Below are 20,140 nucleotides of genomic sequence, written 5' to 3'. Positions count from 1 at the left end.
TCCGGGTGGAAGTGGTTGTCGTGCATCCACTCGGCCCGCACCGTCCCGAAGCGCCCGTCCACCAGGTCGACGGCGTCGCCCTCGAGGCCACTGCCCACGAACACCTCGTTGATCAGGTGCCGACCGATGCCGAAGTCGGTCAGGGTGAGCGCGGGAATGCCCCGTGCCGCGGCTTCGAGCACTGCGGTCGAGCTGATCGTGACGAGTGCGACCGCGCGGTCGAGGTGCGCGGACATCGGGCCGCTCTCGACCACGAGGTTCTCCGGCGCGTCCGCCGGCACGAGGTCCGGGTACGGGTCCTGTTCGCGGTGCGTCTGGTGCTCACCGGCGGCGGCGCGGACCTTGATCACCACGCGCCACTCGGGGTGCCGACGGGCGGTCTTGGCGAGCCAGCCGACGACGCGCTCCCGCTCGGCACGGTCCGCGGGCACGCTCGGCTGCGCGGCGAAGACGACCGAGTCGCGCGTGCCCGCAGCACCGGCGCGGCTCGCAGCGGCTCCGGACGGACGCGCGAACGGCAGGGTCGCGAGCGCGAAGTGCGGCTCGATCCCGCCCTCGGTCGCGAGTTCCTCGTACGCGCGAACCTCGCGGTGGCTGTGCAGCACGAACAGGTCGGCGCGCGCCCGGAAGAACACGCCCTTCCACTTCGCCGGGTAGGAGATCCCCGGCAGCCCCGTCACGAGGACGGGCCGCCGCGGCACACGACGGTGCACCTCGTCGATGACGAGTTCCGCGACGGGTCCGATCAGGGACACCAGCACGGCGTCCGGCGCGTCCTGCCGGATGCGGTCGACGATCGCGTCGACCCCGAGCACCTCCGGCGGCGCCGGGGCCAGGTGCGCGAGCCGGTCGTCGAGCCCCCGGAACGCGGACCGCAGCTGCGCGCGGCTCGCGGATCGCGGCGTCGCCACCGTGAGCAGCTCCAGGTCCCAGTGCGCGGGCGCGGTGGCGAGCAGGTGGGCGCCCCACTTCGCGAACGAGTCGGTGTCGACCAGACCGACCACCCGTCGGACGCGTGGCCGTGTGTCGGACGGGAGGCGCGCCTCCCGTCCGCCCCTCGGCCCGCTCCCGTCGCCGGTCGCGTCCAGGTCGCCGCCCGTCACGCTCCGACGCGACGCAGCTTCGCGAGCGGTGCCCGCTCGCCGGGCATGACCCGCTTCACGCCGTCGCCGAGCGCGGTCTCGATGATCCGGACGTCGCGCGCGAGCGTCTGCAGCCCGTGCGGTTCGAGCGACGCGGCGTGGTCGGAGCCCCACATCGTGCGGTCGAGCGTGATGTGCCGCTCGACGGCGGTCGCGCCGAGCGCCACCGCGGCGAGGGAGATCTGCAGCCCGGGCTCGTGCCCGGAGTACCCGACCGGGACGCCCGCGTAACGGTTCGCGAGGGTGTCGATCATCCGCAGGTTCGCCTCCTCGGCGGGGAGCGGGTAGGTCGACGTGGCGTGCATGAGCACGAGGCGCTCGGTGCCGAGGGCCTCGACCGCGCGGTCGATCTGCTCGAGCGTCGACATGCCGGTCGAGAGGATCACCGGCTTGCCGGTCGCGGCGACCTCGGCGAGGAGTCCGAGGTCCGTCACCGACGCCGAGGCGATCTTGTACGCCACGACGTTGAGGTCCTCGAGGAACGCCACCGACGGCTCGTCCCACGGCGAGGCGAACCAGTCGAGCCCGCGGAGCGTCGCGTGGTCGCCGATCTCGATGTACTGGTCGCGGTCGAACTCGACGCGGTACCGGTACTCGAGGTAGGTCATCTCGCCCCACGGCGTGCTGCGGGGCGTCTGCTTCACGTGCTCCGGTGTGGAGATCTCCGGCGTGCGCTTCTGGAACTTCACGGCCTGCAGTCCGGCGTCCGCTGCGACGTCGATGAGTCGCTTGGCGATGTCGACGTCGCCGTTGTGGTTCAGGCCGATCTCACCGATGAGGTACGCGGGGTGGCCCGCGCCGATCGTGGACGTGCCGATGCTGACGGTCATGGTGCTCCGTTCGGTGCGGGGGCGTCCGACTCGGTGGTCGGACGGTGGTCGGGTGCGTGGTCGTCGGGTCCCGGTTCCGGGCGGTCGATCCGGGCGGTCGGGCGGACCCGCCGGGGTTCCGGGCGGTCGAGCCGTGGTGCGAGGGCGGACGCCAGCGCGAGGTCGGCCGGGTCGTCGACGTCGATCGCTCCGGCACCGTCGACGACGACGAGTTCGACGCGGCCGTGGAACCGGTGGCGGTGCTCGCGGAAGGCGGCGGCCCGGAAGGCGGTGAACGCGCCCGTCTCGCGGAACTCCGGGTCCCGGTCCTGCCGCCGGGGGCGGACGGCCTGGTCGTGGTTCACGGCGCGGGCGGAGCCGTCGGCGCCGAGGCGCCAGAGGAACGCGTGCGAGGGTGCCGCCGCGAACACCGAGTCCGCGTGGCCGTCGCGAACCCGGGTGACGGCTGCGTCGAGGTCGGCCGGGTCGATGAAGGGCGAGGTGGCCTGCAGGAAGACGACGACCTCGGGCTCCTCGCCGGTGGCCGTGAGCGCGTCGAGGACGTGCAGGAGCGCGGACTCCGACGAGGCCTCGTCCCCGGAGAGCTCCGGCGGACGCCGGACCACCCGTGCGCCGGCGGAGACGGCCTCTGCTGCGATGGCATCGCCGTCCGTCGAGACGACGACCGCGTCGATCGTCGTCGCTGCCAGGGCGGATTCCACTGCACGGCGGACCAGGGAGCGTCCGCCGACGGCGCGGAGGTTCTTGCCCGGGATGCCCTTCGAACCCGCACGAGCTGGGACGACCGCGACGACGGGACCGGTGGGGCGCATGCCCGGGACGCTACGAAGCCGCGGTGTCGCGGAGGCGAACTGCGGGCAGACGGGCGCCGAACCGTACGGGAACCGACGCGGCGGACGCACGCCGCGCCTCCCGGCTCCTCCACAGCGCTGCCAACGGAAGCCGAAAGCCGACTCGTCGACGCTGGGAGCATGCGCACCACCTCCCGCACGCTCGCCGTCCAGCGACCACGGTGGGAACGTCCTGCCTTCTTCGGGCTGCTGCTCGTGACGGGCGTCCTGTACCTGGTCGACCTCGGGGTCAACGGCTACGCGAACGCGTTCTACTCCGCGGCCGTGCAGGCGGGGAGCCAGAGCTGGGAGGCGTTCTTCTACGGCTCCTCGGACGCGGGCAACTCGATCACGGTCGACAAGCCGCCGGCGTTCCTCTGGGTCATGGAGCTGTCGGTGCGGCTGTTCGGACTCAACTCGTGGGCGATCCTCGTACCGGAGGCCCTGATGGGCGTGGGGACGGTGGCGCTGCTGTACGTCATCGTCCGGCGACGGTTCTCCGCCGGGGCCGCGCTCCTCGCGGGCGCCGCACTCGCGACGACCCCGGTCGCGACCCTGATGTTCCGGTTCAACAACCCCGACGCCCTGCTCACCCTGCTCATGGTGCTGTCGCTCTGGCTCGTCCTGCGCGGTGTCGAGAGCGGGCGTGTGCGGTGGGTCGTCCTCGCCGGGGTGGCCGTCGGAGTCGCGTTCCTGACGAAGCAGCTGCAGGGATTCCTGATCCTGCCCGTGCTCGTCGGCGTGTACCTGTACTGCTCGTCACTGCCGTTCGTGAAACGTCTCGTGCACCTGCTGTGGGCGGCGCTCGCCGTGGTCGTCGCCGGCGGGTGGTGGGTCGCCGTCGTCGAGCTCGTGCCGTCGTCGTCGCGCCCCTACATCGGCGGGTCTCAGACGAACTCGTTCCTCGAGCTCACCTTCGGCTACAACGGCCTCGGGCGGGTCACCGGTGACGAGACCGGCAGCGTGACCGGCGGTGGCGGTACGGCAGGAGCCGGGTCCTGGGGTGCCACCGGACTCCTGCGGCTCTTCGGGTCGGAGTTCGCGGGGCAGATCACCTGGCTGCTGCCCGCCGCACTGGTCCTGCTCGCCGCGGCGCTCGTCGCGATCGGCTTCCGTCAGCGGACGGCTCTCGCTCGCTCGCGCCTCGCCACGGTCCTCGCACTGGGCGGGTCGTTGCTCGTGACGGGCCTGGTCTTCAGCTTCATGGGCGGGATCTTCCACCCCTACTACACGATCGCGCTCGCGCCGTACATCGCCGGACTCGTCGGCATCGGCGCGGGGGTGCTGTGGGAGCGTCGCGGATCGTGGTGGTGGCGCGGGACGGCGGCCCTCGCGGTGGTCGTGACGGTGGTGTGGCAGTGGCACCTGCTGACCGCGGCGTCGGGGTGGCAGCCCTGGATCCGATGGGTGGTGCTCGTGGCCGGGGTCGTGACGGCGGGGGCGGTGCTGGTGCCGGTGCACGGCGGCCGGCTCGCGAGGTGGTCACGGCCACTCGGCAGCCTCGTGGTCGTCGGTTCGGCCGTCACCGGCCTGCTCGGACCGGCGGCGTACTCGATCGACACGGTGACGACTGCTCACACGGGGGCACTGCCCTCGGCGGGACCGACCGTCGCGGGCAGCGGTTTCGGTGGCGGTCGCGGTGGCTTCGGTGGCGCTGGCGGAGGACCCGGAGGCGCGGGGGGCGCGGGCGGGACCGGCGGGCCGGGTGGGATGGGAGCGCCCGGCGGGACCGGCGGTGGGACCGGAACCGGGGGTGGGACTGGTACCGGGGCCGGGGGTGGGACTGGTACCGGGGCCGGCGCGGGCCGCGCGGGCGGTGGCGGGTTCGGTGGTGCCGGCGGACTGCTCGGCGGGTCCACCGAGGTCTCCTCGACGTTGCGGGAGGCGCTCCTCGAGGACGCCGACGACTACACCTGGGTCGCCGCCACCATCGGCTCGAACAGCGCGGCGACCTACCAGCTCGCCACGGGCGCCTCGGTCATGCCCATCGGCGGCTTCAACGGCTCCGACCCGTCGCCGACCCTCGCGGAGTTCGAGGAGGACGTCGCTGCAGGGAAGATCCACTACTTCATTGCGGGCAGCGTCGGACGGTCGAACGGCGGCAGCGACGCGGCGTCCGAGATCTCCGAGTGGGTCGAATCGAACTTCACCTCGTCGACGATCGGAGGCGTCACGGTCTACGACCTCACCGCGCACTAGGGTCGAGGAGTGCTCGGAGCCGATGACCACCTGGATCCGGATCCTCGACGGGTTCTCGTCGCCGGGACGACGGGCGTCGGGAAGACCACGACAGCCGGGCGGATCGGTCGGGTCCTCGGCGTCCCGCACACCGAGATCGACGCGCTGTACCACGGTCCGGACTGGGAACCGCGCGAGACCTTCGTCGCCGACGTCGAGGCGTACACGAGTGAGTCAGAGTGGGTGACGGAGTGGCAGTACACCGCCGTCCGGGCGATGCTCGCGGAGCGGGCGGACACCCTCGTCTGGATCGACCTGCCGACACCCGTGGCACTGTGGCGGCTGCTGCGTCGGACCCTGCGTCGGCGGTTCGGGCGTGTGGAGCTCTGGAACGGCAACGTCGAACCGTCGCTGTGGACCTTCTTCACCGATCGCGGCCACATCCTCCGATGGGGCATCAGCACCCGCAACGTCGCCCGGCGTCGTGTCCCCGAACTCGTCGAGACGGCACCGCACCTGCGCATCGTGCACCTGCGGTCACAGCGAGAGGTCGACCGGTTCGTGCAGCACCTCGGCGAGCGGCGCGGATAGAATCAGGGCCGTCCGCCTCCGTAGCTCAGTGGATAGAGCAGGTGGTTTCTACCCACCGTGCCGCGGGTTCGATTCCTGCCGGGGGCCCGCCCGACGACGGCCGCCGTCCATCGGGACGGCGGCCTTCGTGCACGTCGGGGAGCCGACCGCGTGCGTCGAAGAGCGTCTACTCGTCGTCGTCGTCGGCAGCGCGGCGGCGGAGTTCGCTCGCGCTGATCGGCTGCGTGTAGGGCGCTTCCGAGGTCTCGTTCGCGTCCGCCGGCTCAGCGGAGCTGTCCGTGATCCGGGTCGGGATCGACCGGGTGTGCGGGGTGGTCGGTGCGTCGGCTCCGCGGACGTCAGCCCCGGTGGTGCGGTTGACGTGCGCGTTCGCCGAGGTGGGCTCGGCCACCGGCGGCGTTGCCCGGTCGGTGGTGGTCGTGTCCGTCCCACGGGTGCCGGTACCGCGGGGGTCTGCGTCGGGACGCCCGGTGCTCGGCCGAGCGTCGTCGACGGCGTCGGCATCGTCGGTGTCCGTGCCGGCGGCGGTGACGGAGCCTCGGGCGCCGGTGGGCGACGCGGGCGAGCCCAACGGCGCCCGTGTCGGGGCAACAGGGCCGTCGCCGTAGGCGCGCGTCGCTCCGTCGCCGTACGCCCGTGTGGCGTCCGTGCCGTTCGTGCCGTTCGTGCCGGTTGTGCCGGTCGTGCCGGTTGTGCCGGTCGTGCCGGAGATCGGGGTCGTCCGGTTCGTGCTGGAGGTGTCCGAGATCGGCGTCGTCGCGTTCGGGTCGACCGGCGCGGAGGCACCGCGCGTGACCGAGAAACCGGCGCCCGACGGGCCAGCGGTACTGGCAGCGGCGGTGGGGCTCGCGGCAGCCGCTCCGGCGCTCGAGCCAGCGGCGGGGGCGGGTCGGAGCGAGGTCGTCGTCGGCGTCGGACGTTCGGCAGGGGCTGCCGTCGACGTACCCGCTTCCGTCGGCCGCGCAGGGGCCGCCTGGTCCGCGTTCCAGTCCTGCTGACGCGCGATGAGCTCCGCGTCTGGGTCGGGTGAGTCGAACTTCCAGCGCTCGAGGTCGCTCTTGAAGAGCTTTCGCGCACGGGTCGGCCGTGCCTGCCACTCGAGGAGGCGGTCACGGAACTCGGCCAGGGACTGCTCCGCCTGGAAGCTGAAGGTCGAGGAGTTCTTCTTGATGTCCGCGATCTCGTGCTGGGTCCAGTTCGCGGCGAGCGGGGCGCCGGAGACGGGGAGCAGCCGCAGTCGGATGTCGGCGTCCTCGGCGAGGTGGTCGGCGTAGGCGCGCTCGTCGTGTCCGAGGGAGCCCCAGGTCGCGGCCTTCCGCGCTGCCGAGACGATGCCCGCGACCGCGGCGTTCCGCGCTTCGCGTTCCTGCATCGTGACGACCCGCTTCGTCGCGCCGCGGCCGATGAGCGCCGCGACGATGCCCGCCACGACGATCGCCACGAACGGGATGAGCGCGCCGGAGATCACTCGCCAGCCGTTGTCGGACGAGATCCAGTCGGTCAGGTCGTTCCACCAGTCCATGCGCGCACCCTACTCACGAAACGGTCAGGCATCGGGGAGGTCGGGCGGCGTTCCGCGCATCCGACCGGACACGATTCCAATGTGGAACATCATGTCGTCCGGCGACTGCCGGTCATCCCCAGCGAAGGCAGTCCACCGCGTCGTCGGCCGACCACACGTCGGGGAGTTCGACGAAGCGGCGTTCGGTCGACACGTAGCGACGGGCGCGGTAGGCGGTCCCGCCGGCGACGTCCACGCGGTCCACGTAGCCGACGATCTCTCCGTTCGCTCGGGTCACGCGGCTCAGGTCGTCGCGGACGTCCAGGATCCGGAGGTCGCCGCGCGAGCGCGCCACGGGCGCGGTACGGATCCGCAGGACGGGTTCGTTCGTCGTCTGCATCTTGGTGCCTCCTGCTCGTCGGTGTGTCTCCGACGGTAGGGCCGACCACCGACACGCCGAACGCACACGAGCGATCCGTGGAGGGTCGACCGTCGGGTGCGCGTTGTGGAGGAGGCGTGCCCCGGTCGCGGCTCGCTCCGAGCGCGGGACGGTAGGTTGCACCCATGACCACGTTCGTGCTCGCAGGTGGATGTTTCTGGTGTCTCGACGCCGTGTACCGCACGCTCCAGGGCGTGCAGGACGTGGTGTCCGGCTACGTCGGTGGTGCGGTGGAGAACCCGTCGTACGAAGCCGTCTGCACGGGGACGACCGGCCACGCCGAGGCCGTGGCGGTCACCTTCGACGAGACGGTCATCCCGGCCGACGTGATCCTCGACGTGTTCTTCACGCTGCACGATCCCCGGCAGCTGAACCGGCAGGGCGCCGACGTGGGCACGCAGTACCGCTCCGCGATGTTCCCGGCCGACGACGATCAGCGGGCACTGTTCGAGCGGGCGATCGCGCGCGCCTCGGACATCTGGGACGGCGGCATCGTGACGACGATCGAACCGCTCGGTACCTTCTACCGTGCGGAGGAGTACCACCAGGACTTCTTCGGGAAGAACCCCGGTCAGGGCTACTGCCTCGCGGTGGCGCTGCCCAAGGTGAACAAGGTCCGCAAGGCCTACAGTCAGTACATCCTGGCGTCCTGAGACTCCGGGCGTCGGGGCCACGAGGAGGTGGTCGAACGATGACGAACAACACCGGGACCTGGGTCGCGGTCGGACCAGCGGGAGCGGTCGGCAGCATCCACCGAGCGGACGGCGGCTTCCGCGTCGAGCTCTACGGTCGGAGTGCGGGCGGCGGGACGTACCCGTCCCTCGAGTCGGCGAAGGGCGCGGTGCACGCAGCCCTCGGCCCGTTGGCCGACCGACCGGAGTTCCGCGCACACTGAGCGCGCGGTGGGTGCTCTCGCCCAGGAGGCGCGGGGGACTCCTCCTCCACAACGCACCTGATCGAGTCATCCAGTCACAGATCGAGCCCCGGGGGGCGTTGCGGGCCGCGGGGGCGTGGGAGCGCGCGCCCCGATCCCCCAACACCCCACCTGCCCGAGCCCACCCTCCACCCACCCCCCCCCGGGTCGCTTCCGCGACCCGGGGCTCGTCGACGATCGACCCATGAACGACACCATCACCGTCTGCGGGATCATCGCCACCGAGCCACGTCACCTCGTGACCGACACCGGCATCGCCATCACGAGCATGCGCCTCGCCTCACCGTCCCGACGCTGGGACCGGGCGACCTCGACCTGGACCAACGGCGCCACGAACTGGTACACCGTCACGGCCTTCCGGTCGCTCGCGGCCAACGTGCACCGTTCCCTGAAGAAGGGTGACCGCATCGTCGTCACCGGTCGCATCCGCATCCGGACGTGGGAGCGGGACGGTCGTGGCGGCACCTCCGTCGAGATCGACGCAGAGGCGCTCGGGCACGACCTCGCCTTGGGGGATCAGCAACTGGGTGCGCGTACCGCGGCACGCGGGCGAGGCGACCGCGCCCCCGGGGAGCACGTCGGCCGTCGTGCCGAACGTCGACCCGCTCACCGGTGAGGTCGGCGGTGCCACCACCGGTGGCCTCCAGCTCGACGGCAGCGGCCCCGGAAGCCGGCCGGACGACGGGCGTGAACCCGAAGACTCCGTCGGTCCGGACCGCGGTCCCGGTTCGGACGTCGACCTCGAGCACGCCGTGCCGGACGACCGCGAAGAGCTCCCGGACGGTGCCGAGGCGGCTCGCCACGCCGCGGCGGTCCTCGGTCACGAGTTCGACGTCGAGACCGGGGACGACCCGGTGGTGGACGGGGACGAGCGTGCCGCGGCCTGAGCCCGTTCCCGTCCGCCCTCCCGGGCGCCTACCGCCAGTTCTGGGCGATCATCGCGATGCCCGCGACCTCGGTGGTGTCCCAGTTGCCGCCCCGGGGGAGCCCCGAGACCCGTCCGTCGATCGAGAAGCTCGCGCCCTGGACCTTCGGACTGTTCGTCTGCTTCGCCTTGAGGCCGTGGAACGCGAAGCTCGTGTTCCACGTGCCGGCGAGTCCGGTCCGGCCGGAGGAGTCGCCGACCTTGATCGAGATGTCGTTCACCTGCGAGTGCACGACGTCCCCGTTGACACGGGCGTTCGCCTCGGCGTTGAAGAAGAGCCGTCCGTCGAGGTTCAGGGCGATCGTGCCGACCGTGCGGTTGTTCAGGATGACCGACGCGACGTCGTTCTTGTACCAGCGCAGCCCGACCGAGGTCTTGCTGTGCGAGGCGCCGCCCATGTAGCCGTACGTGAACTTGCCGTTCTGCACCCGTTCCCAGATGAAGCGGGGCTGCCCCTTGCTCACGGACGAGGCGGTGTCGGACTGGATCCCCACGGCGAACGCGTTGTTGTGGGCGTCGTGGACGTTGATGTACGACGAGTACCCCGTGCCCGAGCCGCTCTCGATGAGGTGTGCGGTGTACTGCACGTAGGGGCTGCCGTGCGGGACCGGCGACGCTGCCGAGGCGGCCGTCGCCGGGGCGAGCAGCGCGACCGTGATCGCGGTGGCTCCTGCGAGGGGGAGCGCGAGACGGCGCAGACGCTTGGTGAACATGTCCTGATCCTCTCCGGTGGTCGATCGACCGTGCCCCTGGTGCGGAGCGAGGAAACGCTACGTCGAAGTACGCGAGCGCAACAGCCCCCGTGCGCGTTCCGGCGAACCCGCCACCGGGCAGACGGAGGCCCCGCACTGTCAGTACACTTGGCGCGATATGGCTGAGTACATCTACCAGATGGTCCGCGCCCGCAAGGCGGTCGGCGACAAGCTGATTCTCGACGACGTCACGATGTCGTTCCTCCCCGGCGCCAAGATCGGCGTCGTCGGGCCGAACGGTGCGGGCAAGTCGACGATCCTGAAGATCATGGCGGGTCTCGACCAGCCGTCCAACGGCGAGGCGAAGCTCACCCCGGGCTTCACCGTCGGCATCCTCATGCAGGAGCCGGAGCTCGACGAGTCGAAGACCGTGCTCGAGAACGTGCAGGAGGGTGTCGGCGAGATCCACGCGAAGATCACGCGCTTCAACGAGATCTCCGCGCAGATGGCCGAGCCGGACGCCGACTTCGACGCGCTCCTCGCCGAGATGGGCACCCTGCAGGAGGACATCGACGCAGCGGACGCGTGGGACCTCGACTCGCAGCTCGAGCAGGCGATGGCCGCGCTCCAGTGCCCTCCGGGCGACGAGCTCGTCACGCACCTGTCCGGTGGTGAGAAGCGTCGTGTGGCGCTCTGCAAGCTGCTGCTGCAGAAGCCCGACCTGCTCCTCCTCGACGAGCCCACCAACCACCTCGACGCCGAGTCCGTGCTCTGGCTCGAGCAGCACCTGCAGCAGTACCACGGTGCCGTCCTGGCCGTGACCCACGACCGGTACTTCCTCGACCACGTCGCGCAGTGGATCGCCGAGGTGGACCGTGGTCGTCTCTACCCGTACGAGGGCAACTACTCGACCTACCTCGAGAAGAAGCGCGCCCGACTCGAGGTCCAGGGCAAGAAGGACGCCAAGCTCGCGAAGCGTCTGTCCTCGGAGCTCGACTGGGTCCGCAGCAACACGAAGGGTCGCCAGGCCAAGTCCAAGGCCCGTCTCGCCCGCTACGAGGAGATGGTCGCCGAGGCCGAGCGCACGCGGAAGCTCGACTTCGAGGAGATCGTCATCCCCGTCGGCCCGCGGCTGGGCTCGCAGGTCATCGACGCCGAGAAGCTCCACAAGCAGTTCGGCGAGCGCGTCATCATCGACGACTTGTCCTTCACCCTGCCCCGCAACGGCATCGTCGGCGTGATCGGACCGAACGGCGTCGGCAAGACCACGCTGTTCAAGACGATCGTCGGCCTCGAGCCGCTCGACGGCGGCACGCTGAAGATCGGCGAGACGGTCGACATCTCGTACGTCGACCAGAGCCGCGGCGGCATCGACCCGAACAAGAACCTCTGGGAGGTCGTGTCCGACGGGCTCGACTACATCCAGGTCGGAAAGACCGAGATCCCGTCGCGCGCCTACGTGTCGCAGTTCGGGTTCAAGGGTCCGGATCAGCAGAAGAAGGCGGGTGTGCTCTCCGGCGGTGAGCGCAACCGACTGAACCTGGCGCTGACGCTCAAGCAGGGCGGCAACCTGCTGCTCCTCGACGAGCCGACGAACGACCTCGACGTCGAGACCCTCGGCAGCCTCGAGAACGCGCTGCTCGAGTACCCGGGCTGTGCCGTGGTCATCACGCACGACCGGTGGTTCCTCGACCGCATCGCGACGCACATCCTCGCGTGGGAAGGCCTGAACGAGGACGGCACGCCGAACTGGTACTGGTTCGAGGGCAACTTCGAGGCGTACGAGGAGAACAAGATCGAGCGGCTCGGCGCCGACGCGGCGAAGCCGGGTCGGGCGACCTACCGCAAGCTCACCCGCGACTGACCGTGGCGCGGTTGCACGCTCCGGTCCGCATGCGGTGGAGCGACATCGACGCCTACGGTCACGTCAACAACTCCGCGATGCTGCGCCTCCTGGAAGAGGCGCGCATCGTGGGGTTCTGGGGGGCCGATCCCGAGGAGCGCGCTCCTGACGGGTCGGTCCCGGAGCCGATCATCGACGGGCGACCGGGTTCCGGCACCATGACCGTGATCGCGGCGCAACGGCTCGAGTACCTCGCGTCGATCCCGTACCTGCGACAGCCGCTCGACATCCAGATGTGGATCGGGAGGCTCGGCGGCGCGAGCATCGACGTCTCGTACGAGGTCTGGTCGCCGGTCGGGCACGAGCCCGCGGTGCTGTACACCCGGGCGACGACGGCGCTGGTGATGGTCGACGCGGCGAGCAACCGGCCCCGTCGGCTGACCGAGGCGGAACGGGAAGCGTGCGCCGCCTACGTGGAGCCCGCGGTGGAGTTCTCCCGCCCGTAGCGAACCGGTGCACCGCGACCGGAGCACCGCGACCGGAGCACCGCGACCGGAGCACCTCGAGCGGAGTACCTCGGACACCCTCAGCGCGGGACGCGCATCATCCCCTCCTGCGCGACCGAGGCCAGCAGCCGCCCGTCCGGCGAGAACATCCGCCCGAACGCGAGTCCCCGACCGCCCTGCGCGCTCGGGGACTCCTGCGTGTAGAGCACCCACTCGTCGGCCCGGCCGTCACGGTGCCACCACATCGCGTGGTCGAGGCTCGCGCTCTTCACCCCGGGCGTGCCCCACGCCACCCCGTGCCGCCGCATGATCGGCTCGAGGATGGACAGGTCGCTCGCGTAGCCGAGGACGGCACGGTGCAACGCCGGATCCGCGGGGAGGTCGCCGTCGACCCGGAACCACACCGCCTGGTGGGCGATGTGCTCGCCCTGCACGTCGACGAACACCGGGCCCTCGACGTGTCGCAGGTCGATCGACCGCTCCGCCCACGCTCGGGCGACCGGGTGGTCGATGGCCGACAGGATCGACGCGGCCGAGGGCAGCGACTCCGGTCCGGGTACGTCGACGGGGAACGGATCCTGGTGTTCCACGCCGATGTCCGGGCGCTGGAACGAGGCGATCATCGAGAAGATCGGCATCCCGCGCTGGTAGGCCTGCACCCGGCGTGCTGCGAACGACCGCCCGTCGTGGATGCGCTCCACGCCGAACGTGATCGGGACGTCGATGTCGCCGGGGCGCAGGAAGTAGCCGTGCATCGAGTGGATGTCGCGGTCCTCGATGGTGGACTGCGCCGCGACGATGCACTGCGCGAGCACCTGCCCGCCGAACACCCGCCCACCGGGGGACCAGTGGCTCGCTCCGGTGAGGATGGTCTCGCCGGTGCTCGCGCCCGTGTCCTCGAGTCTGAGGGTCCGCAGGAAGTCCGGTTCGCCGTTCACACGGAGCAGTCTACGAACGCCGCAGCCCCGAGCCGTGCCCGGTAGGCTGCTGGGTGACATGGGCACCTCGTTCACGCTTCCCGACGCAGCCTCCCTCGGGGACCTGCGCACCTACCTCGGACGGGCCGCCCGCATCGAGGACGGCTCCGTCCGACTCATCGCGGACTCCGGCGTCCTCGCGGTCTACACCGCGATCCTCTACCCGCTCGGGCTGCTCGACGAGCTGCCGACCGTCCTCGGCCTGCGGACGTTCTCGCTCGCGCAGCCGGCGACGATCGACGCGGTCGTCCCGCTGGCCTCGCTGCAGGAACGCCTGCGGCTGCTCGCCGACGCGCAGGACGCCGAGCACGCCGACGGTGCCGACCCGACCCGTGCCACCCCGATCGAGGTCGAGCTCCCGCTCGAGGTCCACACCGTCACGTGGGCGGCGATCTCCCCGCCCCGTGGCGGGTGGGTCCCGCTGCCCGACGTCTCGCCGGAGCTGCTCCGCCGCGCCGCACGCGACGGCATCGCCGAGGTCGCCGACGCCGTACCGACGAACGCGGGCGACGCCATCGTCCGCCGGATCCGTTCCGAGGTCTGGGGTCGTCCGGTCGCGGGCATCGAGCACGTCCCCGCCGGCGCGGGCTTCGCGGGGGAGAGCCTCGGCTTCCTCGGCCACGACCCGGTGCGGCTCTTCGAGACCGGCCCGTGGAGCCGCTTGACGACCTCGCGCGGTCACGTGCTCGTCAAGCGGCGCGCCTGGACCCTCAATCCGTAGGCAGCCGGTCCCCGGAACGCTCGTGGTTGGCTGGCTCCATGCACGTCTTCCTCACCGGCGCGTCCGGCTACATCGGTTCCTCGGTCCTCCGCGCACTCGTGGCCCACGAGCACGAGGTCACCGCGCTCGTCCGCACGGACGAGAAGGCACAGGCGGTCCGCGACGCGGGCGGTCGCGCCCTCGTCGGTGACGTCACCGACACCGACGTCGTCCGACGACTCGCTCACGAGGCCGACGCCGTCGTGCACACGGCTTCGGCACAGGGCATCGACGCGGACTTCATCGCGACCGTGCTCGAGGCGCTCGAGGGCACCCCGAAACCGTTCGTGCACACCGGCGGGATCTTCACGTTCGGCGACTCGACCGACATCTCCGAGCAGTCGCCGGTGTCGCCGCCGGCCCTGACCGCCTGGCGTGTCCCGAACGAGGCGACGGTCCGGGCGAGCGGCGTCCGGACGACGATCATCGCGCCGGGCATCGTCTACGGCCGTGGCGCCGGCATCCCCGCGATGTTCGTCGGGGACGGTTCGCACGAGGTCCGACTCGTCGGGGACGGCTCGCAGCGCTGGACGACGGTGCACACCGACGACCTCGGCGAGCTCTACGTCCTCGCGCTGCACCGCGGCGAGCAGGACGGCTACGTGGTCGGGGCGACCGGAGACAACCCGACGGTCCGCGAGATCGCGGAAGCGGGTGCGCACGGCTCGCCGATCGCCGCCGAGAGCGTCGACGCCAGCCGGGAGCGCCTCGGTACCGAGTACGCCGACGCACTGCTGCTCCACCAGGAGGCCGCGGGCGCGCACGCGCGCAGCGCGTTCGGGTGGAACCCGACCCGGCCCTCGCTCGTCGAGGACCTCGCGGACGGCTCCTACGTGCGCTGACGCGACCAGCTGACGGACGGGAGGTGGGCCCTACCAGCCGGTACCGGCGTACCGAGCCAGCGGGGTGACGGCCGTGACTGGAGGGACGGTGCCAGCCGGCACCGCGCCTCCAGTCCGTCAGGGGCGAGCGTCCGCTCACGGGCGAGCGTCCGCTCATGGGCGAGCGTCCGCTCAGCGGCGAGCGTCCGTCAGTCGAACGTGTTCGTCATCGCGTGCGCCGCGCGGTCGAGGTAGGCCCAGAGCTCTGCCTCGTCGAGCGGCGCGAGCCCGAGCGACTCGACCGCTTCGCGCATGTGGTGCAGCCAGCGCTCCCGTGCTTCGGACGTGATCCGGAACGGCATGTGCCGCATCCGCAGCCGCGGGTGTCCGCGCTCGGCGCTGTAGGTCCCCGGGCCTCCCCAGTACTGCTGGAGGAAGGCCGAGAGGCGCCAGATCGCTCCCTCGAGGTCGTCGGCCGGGTACATCGGCCAGATGACGTCGTCCTGCTGCACGCCCTCGTAGAAGCGGCGCACGAGGCGGTCGAAGGTGGGCGCACCGCCGACGCGGTCGTAGAGGGAGCCGGTGGCCGAGGCGCCGTGCTCGCCGACCCGCAGCGTGATCGGCTGTGCGGGCGGGGTGGGATCGGTCATCGCGGGTCCTTCCCGGCGTCGGGGTCGTCGGTCCGGATCGGCTGACCGAGGACGTTCTTGCGGCCGCGTCGGGGCTTGGTCGGCGCCGGCGTGGGCTGGGTCCGGACGGTGCGGAGACCGTTGATCGAGGTGGCGTTCTCCCACCCCTCGGGCATGATCATCGCCATCGCGGGCAGGGTCACGCCGAGCTCGTCGACGGCGTGCTTGAGCCGGACGCGGAGCTCGCGGCCGACCACGTCGAGCTCGGACGCGCGGGTCTTCACGACGAGCCGGAACACCATGCCCGCGTCCGTGATCGACTGCAGGCCCCAGATCTCGGGCTTCTCGACGATGCGTTGGCGCCACCGGGGCTCCTGCGACATCGTGACGGCGGCCTTCAGGAGGGCGTCCTGCACGGCGTCGATGTCGGTGTCGTACGGGACCGTGATGTCGACGAGGACGCGCGACCACCCCTGCGAGAGGTTTCCGACGCGCAGGATCTGCCCGTTCGGCACGAACCAGAGGATGCCGTTCACGTCGCGGATCTGCATGACCCGCAGTCCGACGTTCTCGACCACGCCGGTCGCCTGGCCGGTGTCGACGACGTCGCCGACGCCGGCCTGGTCCTCGAGGATCATGAACACCCCGGAGAGCAGGTCGCGCACGATGCTCTGGGCGCCGACGGCGAGGCCGGCGGCCACGAGCGATGCGCCGCCGACGATGCCGACCGCGGCGTTCGGGATGACGAGCGGGATGATGACGACGAGCGCGAGCACGACGACGATCACCGTCGCGAGGTTCTCGAGCACGCTGCCGAGCGTGCGGGTGCGCTGGACGACCCGGGCCGTCTGGATCGGCGAGGCGATGAGCGCCTGCGTGTCCGTCGCGCCCTGACGCTTCTTCACGCCGTTCACGACACGGTCGACGATGCCCTTGATCGTGTGCCGGAGGATGACGCGTAGGACGATGGCCGCGAGGACCGTGATGACGATCGTGATCGGGATGTGCCACGTGTCGACGAACTCGCCGAACGTCTGCGAGACGGCCTCTGCCGGGCCTGACGGGGTCGGGGAGGGGGCTGCAACCAAGGTCATGATCCGGTCGATGCTAGAGGGCGGGGCCCTGGCGTCCCCTGAGGAACGCCCGGGCCCCGCCGGTGGTCATCCGGGACTCAGGCGTCGGCCGCCTGGACCCGCAGGGCACGCTCGGTGCCCGCGAGGCTCTCGGACACGATGCGCCGCAGCGCCGGGGTCTCCGGGTGCGCCTCGAGCCACGCGGCCGCAGCGTCACGCAACTCAGCCGACGCGAGCGGCGCCGGGTAGAGGCCCGAGACGATGGTGTCGGCCATGTGGTAGCTGCGCTCGGCCCAGATGCGTGTGAGCACGTCGAAGTACTTCGGGACGAGGCCCTCGAGCACGACCGGGCTGTTCACGTGCTGGTACCCGACCGTCGTCTGGCGCACGATCGCGTTGGGCAGGTCGGACGAGTCCACGAGCGAGGAGAACGCCGCCAGCTTGCCCTCGGCCGTGGGGATCGTCGCACGGGCACGTGCTGCGGCCTGCTCGCCCGAGGCGGTCTTGTCCGCGGCGAGCTCGGCGTCGACCTCGGCACCGGAGGCGGCACCCGCGAGCACCAGGCCCTCGAGCAGCTCCCAGCGCAGGTCGGTGTCGATCTCGAGACCGTTGAGGCGCACCGAACCGTCGCGCAGGCCGCTCAGGGTGGCCACGTGCTCGGGCGTGGAGGCGATCTGCGCGAAGAACTTCACGAACTGGAACTGCGCGTCCGAACCGGCCTCGGCCGACGAGGCGAGCTGCCACAGCGTGTCGCCCACGGTCCGGATCGTGGCGTCGGCCTTCGCCGGCGCCACGTAGTTGCGCGCGGTCAGCAGGAGCTGCGACAGCGTGGTCCGGATCGTGGTCGACTCGGTCTCGGTCGCGATGTTCCCGAGCACCAGGCGGACGTAGTCGCTGGCGGGCGACTCGGCGTCGCGCGTCGCGTCCCACATCGCGCCCCAGACGATCGAGCGGGCGAGCGGGTTCGCGATCGAGGCGAGGTGCTCGATGGCGGTGCGGCGCGAGTGCTCGTCGAGACGGATCTTGGCGTAGGCGAGGTCATCGTCGTTGAGGAGCACGAGGTCGCCGCGCTGGACACCGACCAGTTCCGGGACCTCGGTGCGGGCACCGTCGACGTCGATCTCGATGCGGTGGACGCGCTCGAGCTTCCCGCCGGACGACGCGGTGTCGGCGCCGAACGGCGCGTCCGCGTCCTGCGTGAAGGCGTAGACGCCGATCGCCAGGCGGTGCGGACGGAGCGTCGGGTGGTCGGCCGGCGCTTCCTGCAGCACGGCGAACGCGGTGATCGCGCCGGACTCGTCGACCTCGATCTCCGGGCGGAGGGTGTTCACCCCGGCGGTCTCGAGCCAGAGCTTCGACCACTCGGACAGGTCGCGGCCGCTGGTCGCCTCGAGCTCGACGAGCAGGTCGCGGAGTTCGGTGTTCGAGTGGTGGTGCTTCTTGAAGTAGGCCGAGACGCCCGCGAAGAACGCGTCGATGCCGACCCAGGCGACGAGCTGCTTCAGGACGGATCCACCCTTGGCGTAGGTGATGCCGTCGAAGTTGACCTGCACGTCCTCGAGGTCGTTGATCGTCGCGACGATCGGGTGCGTCGAGGGGAGCTGGTCCTGGCGGTAGGCCCAGGACTTCTCCATCGCCTGGAACGTCGTCCACGCCTCGGTCCACTCGGTGGCCTCGGCCGTCGCGATGGTGGACGCCCACTCGGCGAAGGACTCGTTGAGCCACAGGTCGTTCCACCACTTCATGGTGACCAGGTCGCCGAACCACATGTGCGCGAGCTCGTGCAGGATCGTGACGACCCGGCGCTCCTTGATCGCGTCGGTGACCTTCGAGCGGAAGACGTAGGTCTCGGTGAAGGTGACCGCGCCGGCGTTCTCCATAGCGCCCGCGTTGAACTCCGGCACGAAGAGCTGGTCGTACTTCTCGAAGGGGTACGGGACGTCGAACTTCTCCTCGTAGTAGGCGAAGCCCTTCTTCGTGGTCTCGAAGACGTACTCGGGGTCGAGGTACTCGGCGAGCGACTTCCGCGCGAAGACGCCGAGCGGGACGGTGCGGCCGTCGCGGCTCGTCAGCTCGTCGCGCACGACCTCGTACGGGCCGGCGATCAGCGCGGTGATGTAGCTCGAGATCGTCGCCGTCGGGGGGAAGGCCCACGTGGCGATGTCGCCGTCGACGTGGGGCTCGGGCGTGGGGGAGTTGGACACGACCTGCCACCGGGACGGCGCCGTCACGGTGAAGGTGAACTCGGCCTTGAGGTCGGGCTGCTCGAACACGGCGAACATGCGACGCGAGTCGGGCACCTCGAACTGGGAGTACAGGTACACCTCGTCGTCGACCGGGTCGACGAAGCGGTGCAGGCCCTCGCCCGTGTTCGTGTACAGGGCGTCGCTGACGACCACGAGCTCGTTCTGCTCCTGCAGGTCGTCGAGCTGGATGCGGACGCCGTCGTTCACCGCAGCCACGTCGAGCGCGGTGCCGTTCAGCGTGATCGAGTGCACCGTCTTCGTGATGGCGTCGATGAAGGTGGACGCACCTGCGGTCGCGGTGAAGCGCACACGCGTGGTGCTGCCGAACGTCTCGGCGCCGCGCGTGAGGTCGAGCTCGACGTCGTACGTCTGCACGTCGACGATCGCGGCGCGTTCCTGGGCTTCGATTCGGGTGAGGTTCTCTCCGGGCACGGACGCTCCAACTTCCACTGGGGGACGCGGACGGTCGTTGTCCGCGTGCGAGGGGTCCCGGCACGGCGTCGTGCACCGGCGGGACGGTCGTCACCAGCCTAGCGAGCGCGCGTACGCTCGCACCCGTGACCGACACGACTGTGGACAACACGACCGAACGCACCGCTGTGGACTTTTGGTTCGACCCGAACTGCCCGTGGGCCTGGATGACGAGCCGTTGGGTGGGCGAGGTCGAGCGACAGCGCCCGATCGACGTCACCTGGCACGTGATGAGCCTCTTCGTGCTGAACGAGCACCAGGACGTGCCGGAGTCGTACCGCGAGCGCCTCGCGGCCGGTCAGGTCTACCCGCGGATCGTCACCGCGGCGAGGCTCCGGCACGGCGACCAGATCGTGAAGCCGCTCTACGACGCGCTCGGCGAGCACATCCACCACCGCCAGGAGCAGGACCCGGAGCAGGTCGTCCCCGCGGTCCTCGCGGAGCTCGACCTCGACGCCGACCTCGTCGAGTACGCCTGGACCGACGAGGTCGACCAGGCCGTCCGCGCCAGCCACCAGGACGGCATCGACCGGGTCGGCCAGGACGTCGGCACCCCCGTCATCGCGGTCGAGGGCACCGCCTTCTTCGGCCCGGTCATCTCTCCGGCGCCCAAGGGGCAGGACGCCCTCGACCTCTGGGACGGCGTCGTCGCGGTCGCGAAGTACCCGGGGTTCTTCGAGCTCAAGCGCTCGCGGACCGTCGGCCCGATCTTCGACACCACCGCCTGACGCGGTTCCGCGCCCCGTTGCGGG

General features: G+C 71.0%; 21 protein-coding genes and 1 tRNA gene. 12 read left to right on the top strand and 10 right to left on the bottom strand.

Annotated features, from left to right (window positions below; translation table 11 throughout):
• The 3 genes from Q7F20_RS12175 to Q7F20_RS12165 all read right to left on the bottom strand — a co-directional run.
• The coding region (locus tag Q7F20_RS12175) for a DUF6716 putative glycosyltransferase (protein WP_305740349.1) at positions 1 to 1,004 on the bottom strand (1,004 nt) is incomplete at its 3' end.
• A gap of 95 nt (positions 1,005 to 1,099) precedes the next feature.
• Positions 1,100 to 1,972 carry an N-acetylneuraminate synthase family protein gene (locus tag Q7F20_RS12170; protein WP_305740348.1) on the bottom strand — a complete coding sequence of 291 codons (873 nt, stop codon included), beginning with the start codon at positions 1,970 to 1,972 and terminating at the stop codon, positions 1,100 to 1,102.
• Positions 1,969 to 2,784: a cytidylyltransferase domain-containing protein gene (locus Q7F20_RS12165; RefSeq protein WP_305740347.1), complete on the bottom strand. Its 816-nt coding sequence runs from the start codon at positions 2,782 to 2,784 to the stop codon at positions 1,969 to 1,971. Before Q7F20_RS12165 ends, Q7F20_RS12170 begins: the two co-directional genes overlap by 4 nt.
• A 159-nt stretch (positions 2,785 to 2,943) precedes the next feature.
• Here Q7F20_RS12165 and Q7F20_RS12160 point away from each other — a divergent pair, with 159 nt between their 5' ends.
• The 3 genes from Q7F20_RS12160 (at position 2,944) to Q7F20_RS12150 (ending at position 5,658) form a co-directional block, all read left to right on the top strand.
• Positions 2,944 to 5,001 (top strand): glycosyltransferase family 39 protein, encoded by a 2,058-nt coding sequence (locus Q7F20_RS12160; protein ID WP_305740346.1) that lies wholly within the window; start codon positions 2,944 to 2,946, stop codon positions 4,999 to 5,001.
• A 9-nt stretch (positions 5,002 to 5,010) separates the two neighbouring features.
• Entirely contained in the window at positions 5,011 to 5,571 is a 561-nt protein-coding gene (locus tag Q7F20_RS12155) for an AAA family ATPase (RefSeq protein ID WP_305740345.1), read from the top strand.
• Positions 5,572 to 5,585: 14 nt separating this feature from the next.
• A tRNA-Arg gene (locus Q7F20_RS12150) sits at positions 5,586 to 5,658 on the top strand.
• A 79-nt stretch (positions 5,659 to 5,737) separates the two neighbouring features.
• Here Q7F20_RS12150 and Q7F20_RS12145 read toward each other — a convergent pair.
• Together Q7F20_RS12145 and Q7F20_RS12140 are read right to left on the bottom strand one after the other, a co-directional pair.
• Positions 5,738 to 7,093 carry a hypothetical protein gene (locus Q7F20_RS12145; RefSeq protein ID WP_305740344.1) on the bottom strand — a complete coding sequence of 452 codons (1,356 nt, stop codon included), beginning with the start codon at positions 7,091 to 7,093 and terminating at the stop codon, positions 5,738 to 5,740.
• Positions 7,094 to 7,205: 112 nt separating this feature from the next.
• Positions 7,206 to 7,472 (bottom strand): hypothetical protein, encoded by a 267-nt coding sequence (locus Q7F20_RS12140; RefSeq protein WP_305740343.1) that lies wholly within the window; start codon positions 7,470 to 7,472, stop codon positions 7,206 to 7,208.
• A 164-nt stretch (positions 7,473 to 7,636) separates the two neighbouring features.
• On the opposite strand from Q7F20_RS12140, the gene msrA reads away from it, so the two are divergent.
• From msrA to Q7F20_RS12120, 4 genes are all read left to right on the top strand, one after another.
• Entirely contained in the window at positions 7,637 to 8,164 is a 528-nt protein-coding gene (msrA, locus tag Q7F20_RS12135; RefSeq protein ID WP_305740342.1) for a peptide-methionine (S)-S-oxide reductase MsrA, read from the top strand.
• 38 nt (positions 8,165 to 8,202) lie between these two features.
• Entirely contained in the window at positions 8,203 to 8,406 is a 204-nt protein-coding gene (locus tag Q7F20_RS12130; protein ID WP_070416606.1) for a hypothetical protein, read from the top strand.
• A gap of 223 nt (positions 8,407 to 8,629) precedes the next feature.
• Entirely contained in the window at positions 8,630 to 9,061 is a 432-nt protein-coding gene (locus Q7F20_RS12125; RefSeq protein WP_305740341.1) for a single-stranded DNA-binding protein, read from the top strand.
• Positions 9,033 to 9,332 carry a hypothetical protein gene (locus Q7F20_RS12120; RefSeq protein WP_305740340.1) on the top strand — a complete coding sequence of 100 codons (300 nt, stop codon included), beginning with the start codon at positions 9,033 to 9,035 and terminating at the stop codon, positions 9,330 to 9,332. Before Q7F20_RS12125 ends, Q7F20_RS12120 begins: the two co-directional genes overlap by 29 nt.
• 28 nt (positions 9,333 to 9,360) lie before the next feature.
• On the opposite strand, the gene Q7F20_RS12115 is transcribed toward Q7F20_RS12120, so the two are convergent.
• A complete protein-coding gene (locus Q7F20_RS12115) occupies positions 9,361 to 10,083 on the bottom strand; it encodes a hypothetical protein (protein ID WP_305740339.1) in 723 nt (240 codons plus the stop codon).
• Positions 10,084 to 10,240: 157 nt separating this feature from the next.
• Between Q7F20_RS12115 and ettA the strand changes: the two genes are divergently transcribed.
• Positions 10,241 to 11,926, top strand: a complete 1,686-nt coding sequence (gene ettA / locus Q7F20_RS12110) for an energy-dependent translational throttle protein EttA (RefSeq protein ID WP_305740338.1) — start codon at positions 10,241 to 10,243, stop codon at positions 11,924 to 11,926.
• A 29-nt stretch (positions 11,927 to 11,955) separates the two neighbouring features.
• Entirely contained in the window at positions 11,956 to 12,411 is a 456-nt protein-coding gene (locus tag Q7F20_RS12105) for a thioesterase family protein (RefSeq protein ID WP_305740337.1), read from the top strand.
• An 80-nt stretch (positions 12,412 to 12,491) separates the two neighbouring features.
• Here Q7F20_RS12105 and Q7F20_RS12100 read toward each other — a convergent pair whose 3' ends face one another.
• Positions 12,492 to 13,349, bottom strand: coding sequence for an acyl-CoA thioesterase II (locus tag Q7F20_RS12100; protein ID WP_305740336.1), 858 nt, complete (start codon positions 13,347 to 13,349; stop codon positions 12,492 to 12,494).
• Positions 13,350 to 13,407: 58 nt separating this feature from the next.
• On the opposite strand from Q7F20_RS12100, the gene Q7F20_RS12095 reads away from it, so the two are divergent.
• Positions 13,408 to 14,109 carry a hypothetical protein gene (locus Q7F20_RS12095; protein ID WP_305740335.1) on the top strand — a complete coding sequence of 234 codons (702 nt, stop codon included), beginning with the start codon at positions 13,408 to 13,410 and terminating at the stop codon, positions 14,107 to 14,109.
• Positions 14,110 to 14,147: 38 nt separating this feature from the next.
• On the top strand, positions 14,148 to 14,990 hold the full coding sequence (locus tag Q7F20_RS12090; protein WP_305740334.1) for an NAD(P)H-binding protein: 843 nt from the start codon (positions 14,148 to 14,150) through the stop codon (positions 14,988 to 14,990).
• Between the two features lie 188 nt (positions 14,991 to 15,178).
• Here Q7F20_RS12090 and Q7F20_RS12085 read toward each other — a convergent pair whose 3' ends face one another.
• The 3 genes from Q7F20_RS12085 to pepN form a co-directional block, all read right to left on the bottom strand.
• The gene (locus Q7F20_RS12085; protein ID WP_305740333.1) at positions 15,179 to 15,619 is read right to left on the bottom strand and encodes a globin; all 441 of its coding nucleotides are present in this window, start codon (positions 15,617 to 15,619) and stop codon (positions 15,179 to 15,181) included.
• Complete coding sequence (locus Q7F20_RS12080) at positions 15,616 to 16,692, bottom strand: mechanosensitive ion channel family protein (RefSeq protein ID WP_305740332.1); 1,077 nt, start codon at positions 16,690 to 16,692, stop codon at positions 15,616 to 15,618. Before Q7F20_RS12080 ends, Q7F20_RS12085 begins: the two co-directional genes overlap by 4 nt.
• Before the next feature lie 77 nt (positions 16,693 to 16,769).
• Entirely contained in the window at positions 16,770 to 19,349 is a 2,580-nt protein-coding gene (gene pepN / locus Q7F20_RS12075) for an aminopeptidase N (RefSeq protein WP_305740331.1), read from the bottom strand.
• 125 nt (positions 19,350 to 19,474) lie between these two features.
• Between pepN and Q7F20_RS12070 the strand changes: the two genes are divergently transcribed.
• The gene (locus tag Q7F20_RS12070) at positions 19,475 to 20,116 is read left to right on the top strand and encodes a DsbA family protein (RefSeq protein WP_370871672.1); all 642 of its coding nucleotides are present in this window, start codon (positions 19,475 to 19,477) and stop codon (positions 20,114 to 20,116) included.
• Positions 20,117 to 20,140 lie beyond the last annotated feature (24 nt).

Source organism: Curtobacterium sp. A7_M15, from assembly GCF_030705415.1.
Lineage (GTDB): Bacteria > Actinomycetota > Actinomycetes > Actinomycetales > Microbacteriaceae > Curtobacterium.
Note: the sequence above shows the minus strand (reverse complement) of the source record. Positions and strands in the feature narration are given on the sequence as shown.

Excerpts from the sequence above, each read along its gene's own strand:
- Q7F20_RS12170 (WP_305740348.1), bottom strand. The coding sequence starts at position 1,972 with ATGACCGTCAGCATCGGCACGTCCACGATCGGCGCGGGCCACCCCGCG.
- Q7F20_RS12165 (WP_305740347.1), bottom strand. The coding sequence starts at position 2,784 with ATGCGCCCCACCGGTCCCGTCGTCGCGGTCGTCCCAGCTCGTGCGGGT.
- Q7F20_RS12160 (WP_305740346.1), top strand. The coding sequence starts at position 2,944 with ATGCGCACCACCTCCCGCACGCTCGCCGTCCAGCGACCACGGTGGGAA.
- Q7F20_RS12145 (WP_305740344.1), bottom strand. The coding sequence starts at position 7,093 with ATGGACTGGTGGAACGACCTGACCGACTGGATCTCGTCCGACAACGGC.
- Q7F20_RS12140 (WP_305740343.1), bottom strand. The coding sequence starts at position 7,472 with ATGCAGACGACGAACGAACCCGTCCTGCGGATCCGTACCGCGCCCGTG.
- msrA (WP_305740342.1), top strand. The coding sequence starts at position 7,637 with ATGACCACGTTCGTGCTCGCAGGTGGATGTTTCTGGTGTCTCGACGCC.
- Q7F20_RS12130 (WP_070416606.1), top strand. The coding sequence starts at position 8,203 with ATGACGAACAACACCGGGACCTGGGTCGCGGTCGGACCAGCGGGAGCG.
- Q7F20_RS12125 (WP_305740341.1), top strand. The coding sequence starts at position 8,630 with ATGAACGACACCATCACCGTCTGCGGGATCATCGCCACCGAGCCACGT.
- Q7F20_RS12115 (WP_305740339.1), bottom strand. The coding sequence starts at position 10,083 with ATGTTCACCAAGCGTCTGCGCCGTCTCGCGCTCCCCCTCGCAGGAGCC.
- ettA (WP_305740338.1), top strand. The coding sequence starts at position 10,241 with ATGGCTGAGTACATCTACCAGATGGTCCGCGCCCGCAAGGCGGTCGGC.
- Q7F20_RS12105 (WP_305740337.1), top strand. The coding sequence starts at position 11,956 with ATGCGGTGGAGCGACATCGACGCCTACGGTCACGTCAACAACTCCGCG.
- Q7F20_RS12095 (WP_305740335.1), top strand. The coding sequence starts at position 13,408 with ATGGGCACCTCGTTCACGCTTCCCGACGCAGCCTCCCTCGGGGACCTG.
- Q7F20_RS12090 (WP_305740334.1), top strand. The coding sequence starts at position 14,148 with ATGCACGTCTTCCTCACCGGCGCGTCCGGCTACATCGGTTCCTCGGTC.
- Q7F20_RS12085 (WP_305740333.1), bottom strand. The coding sequence starts at position 15,619 with ATGACCGATCCCACCCCGCCCGCACAGCCGATCACGCTGCGGGTCGGC.
- Q7F20_RS12080 (WP_305740332.1), bottom strand. The coding sequence starts at position 16,692 with ATGACCTTGGTTGCAGCCCCCTCCCCGACCCCGTCAGGCCCGGCAGAG.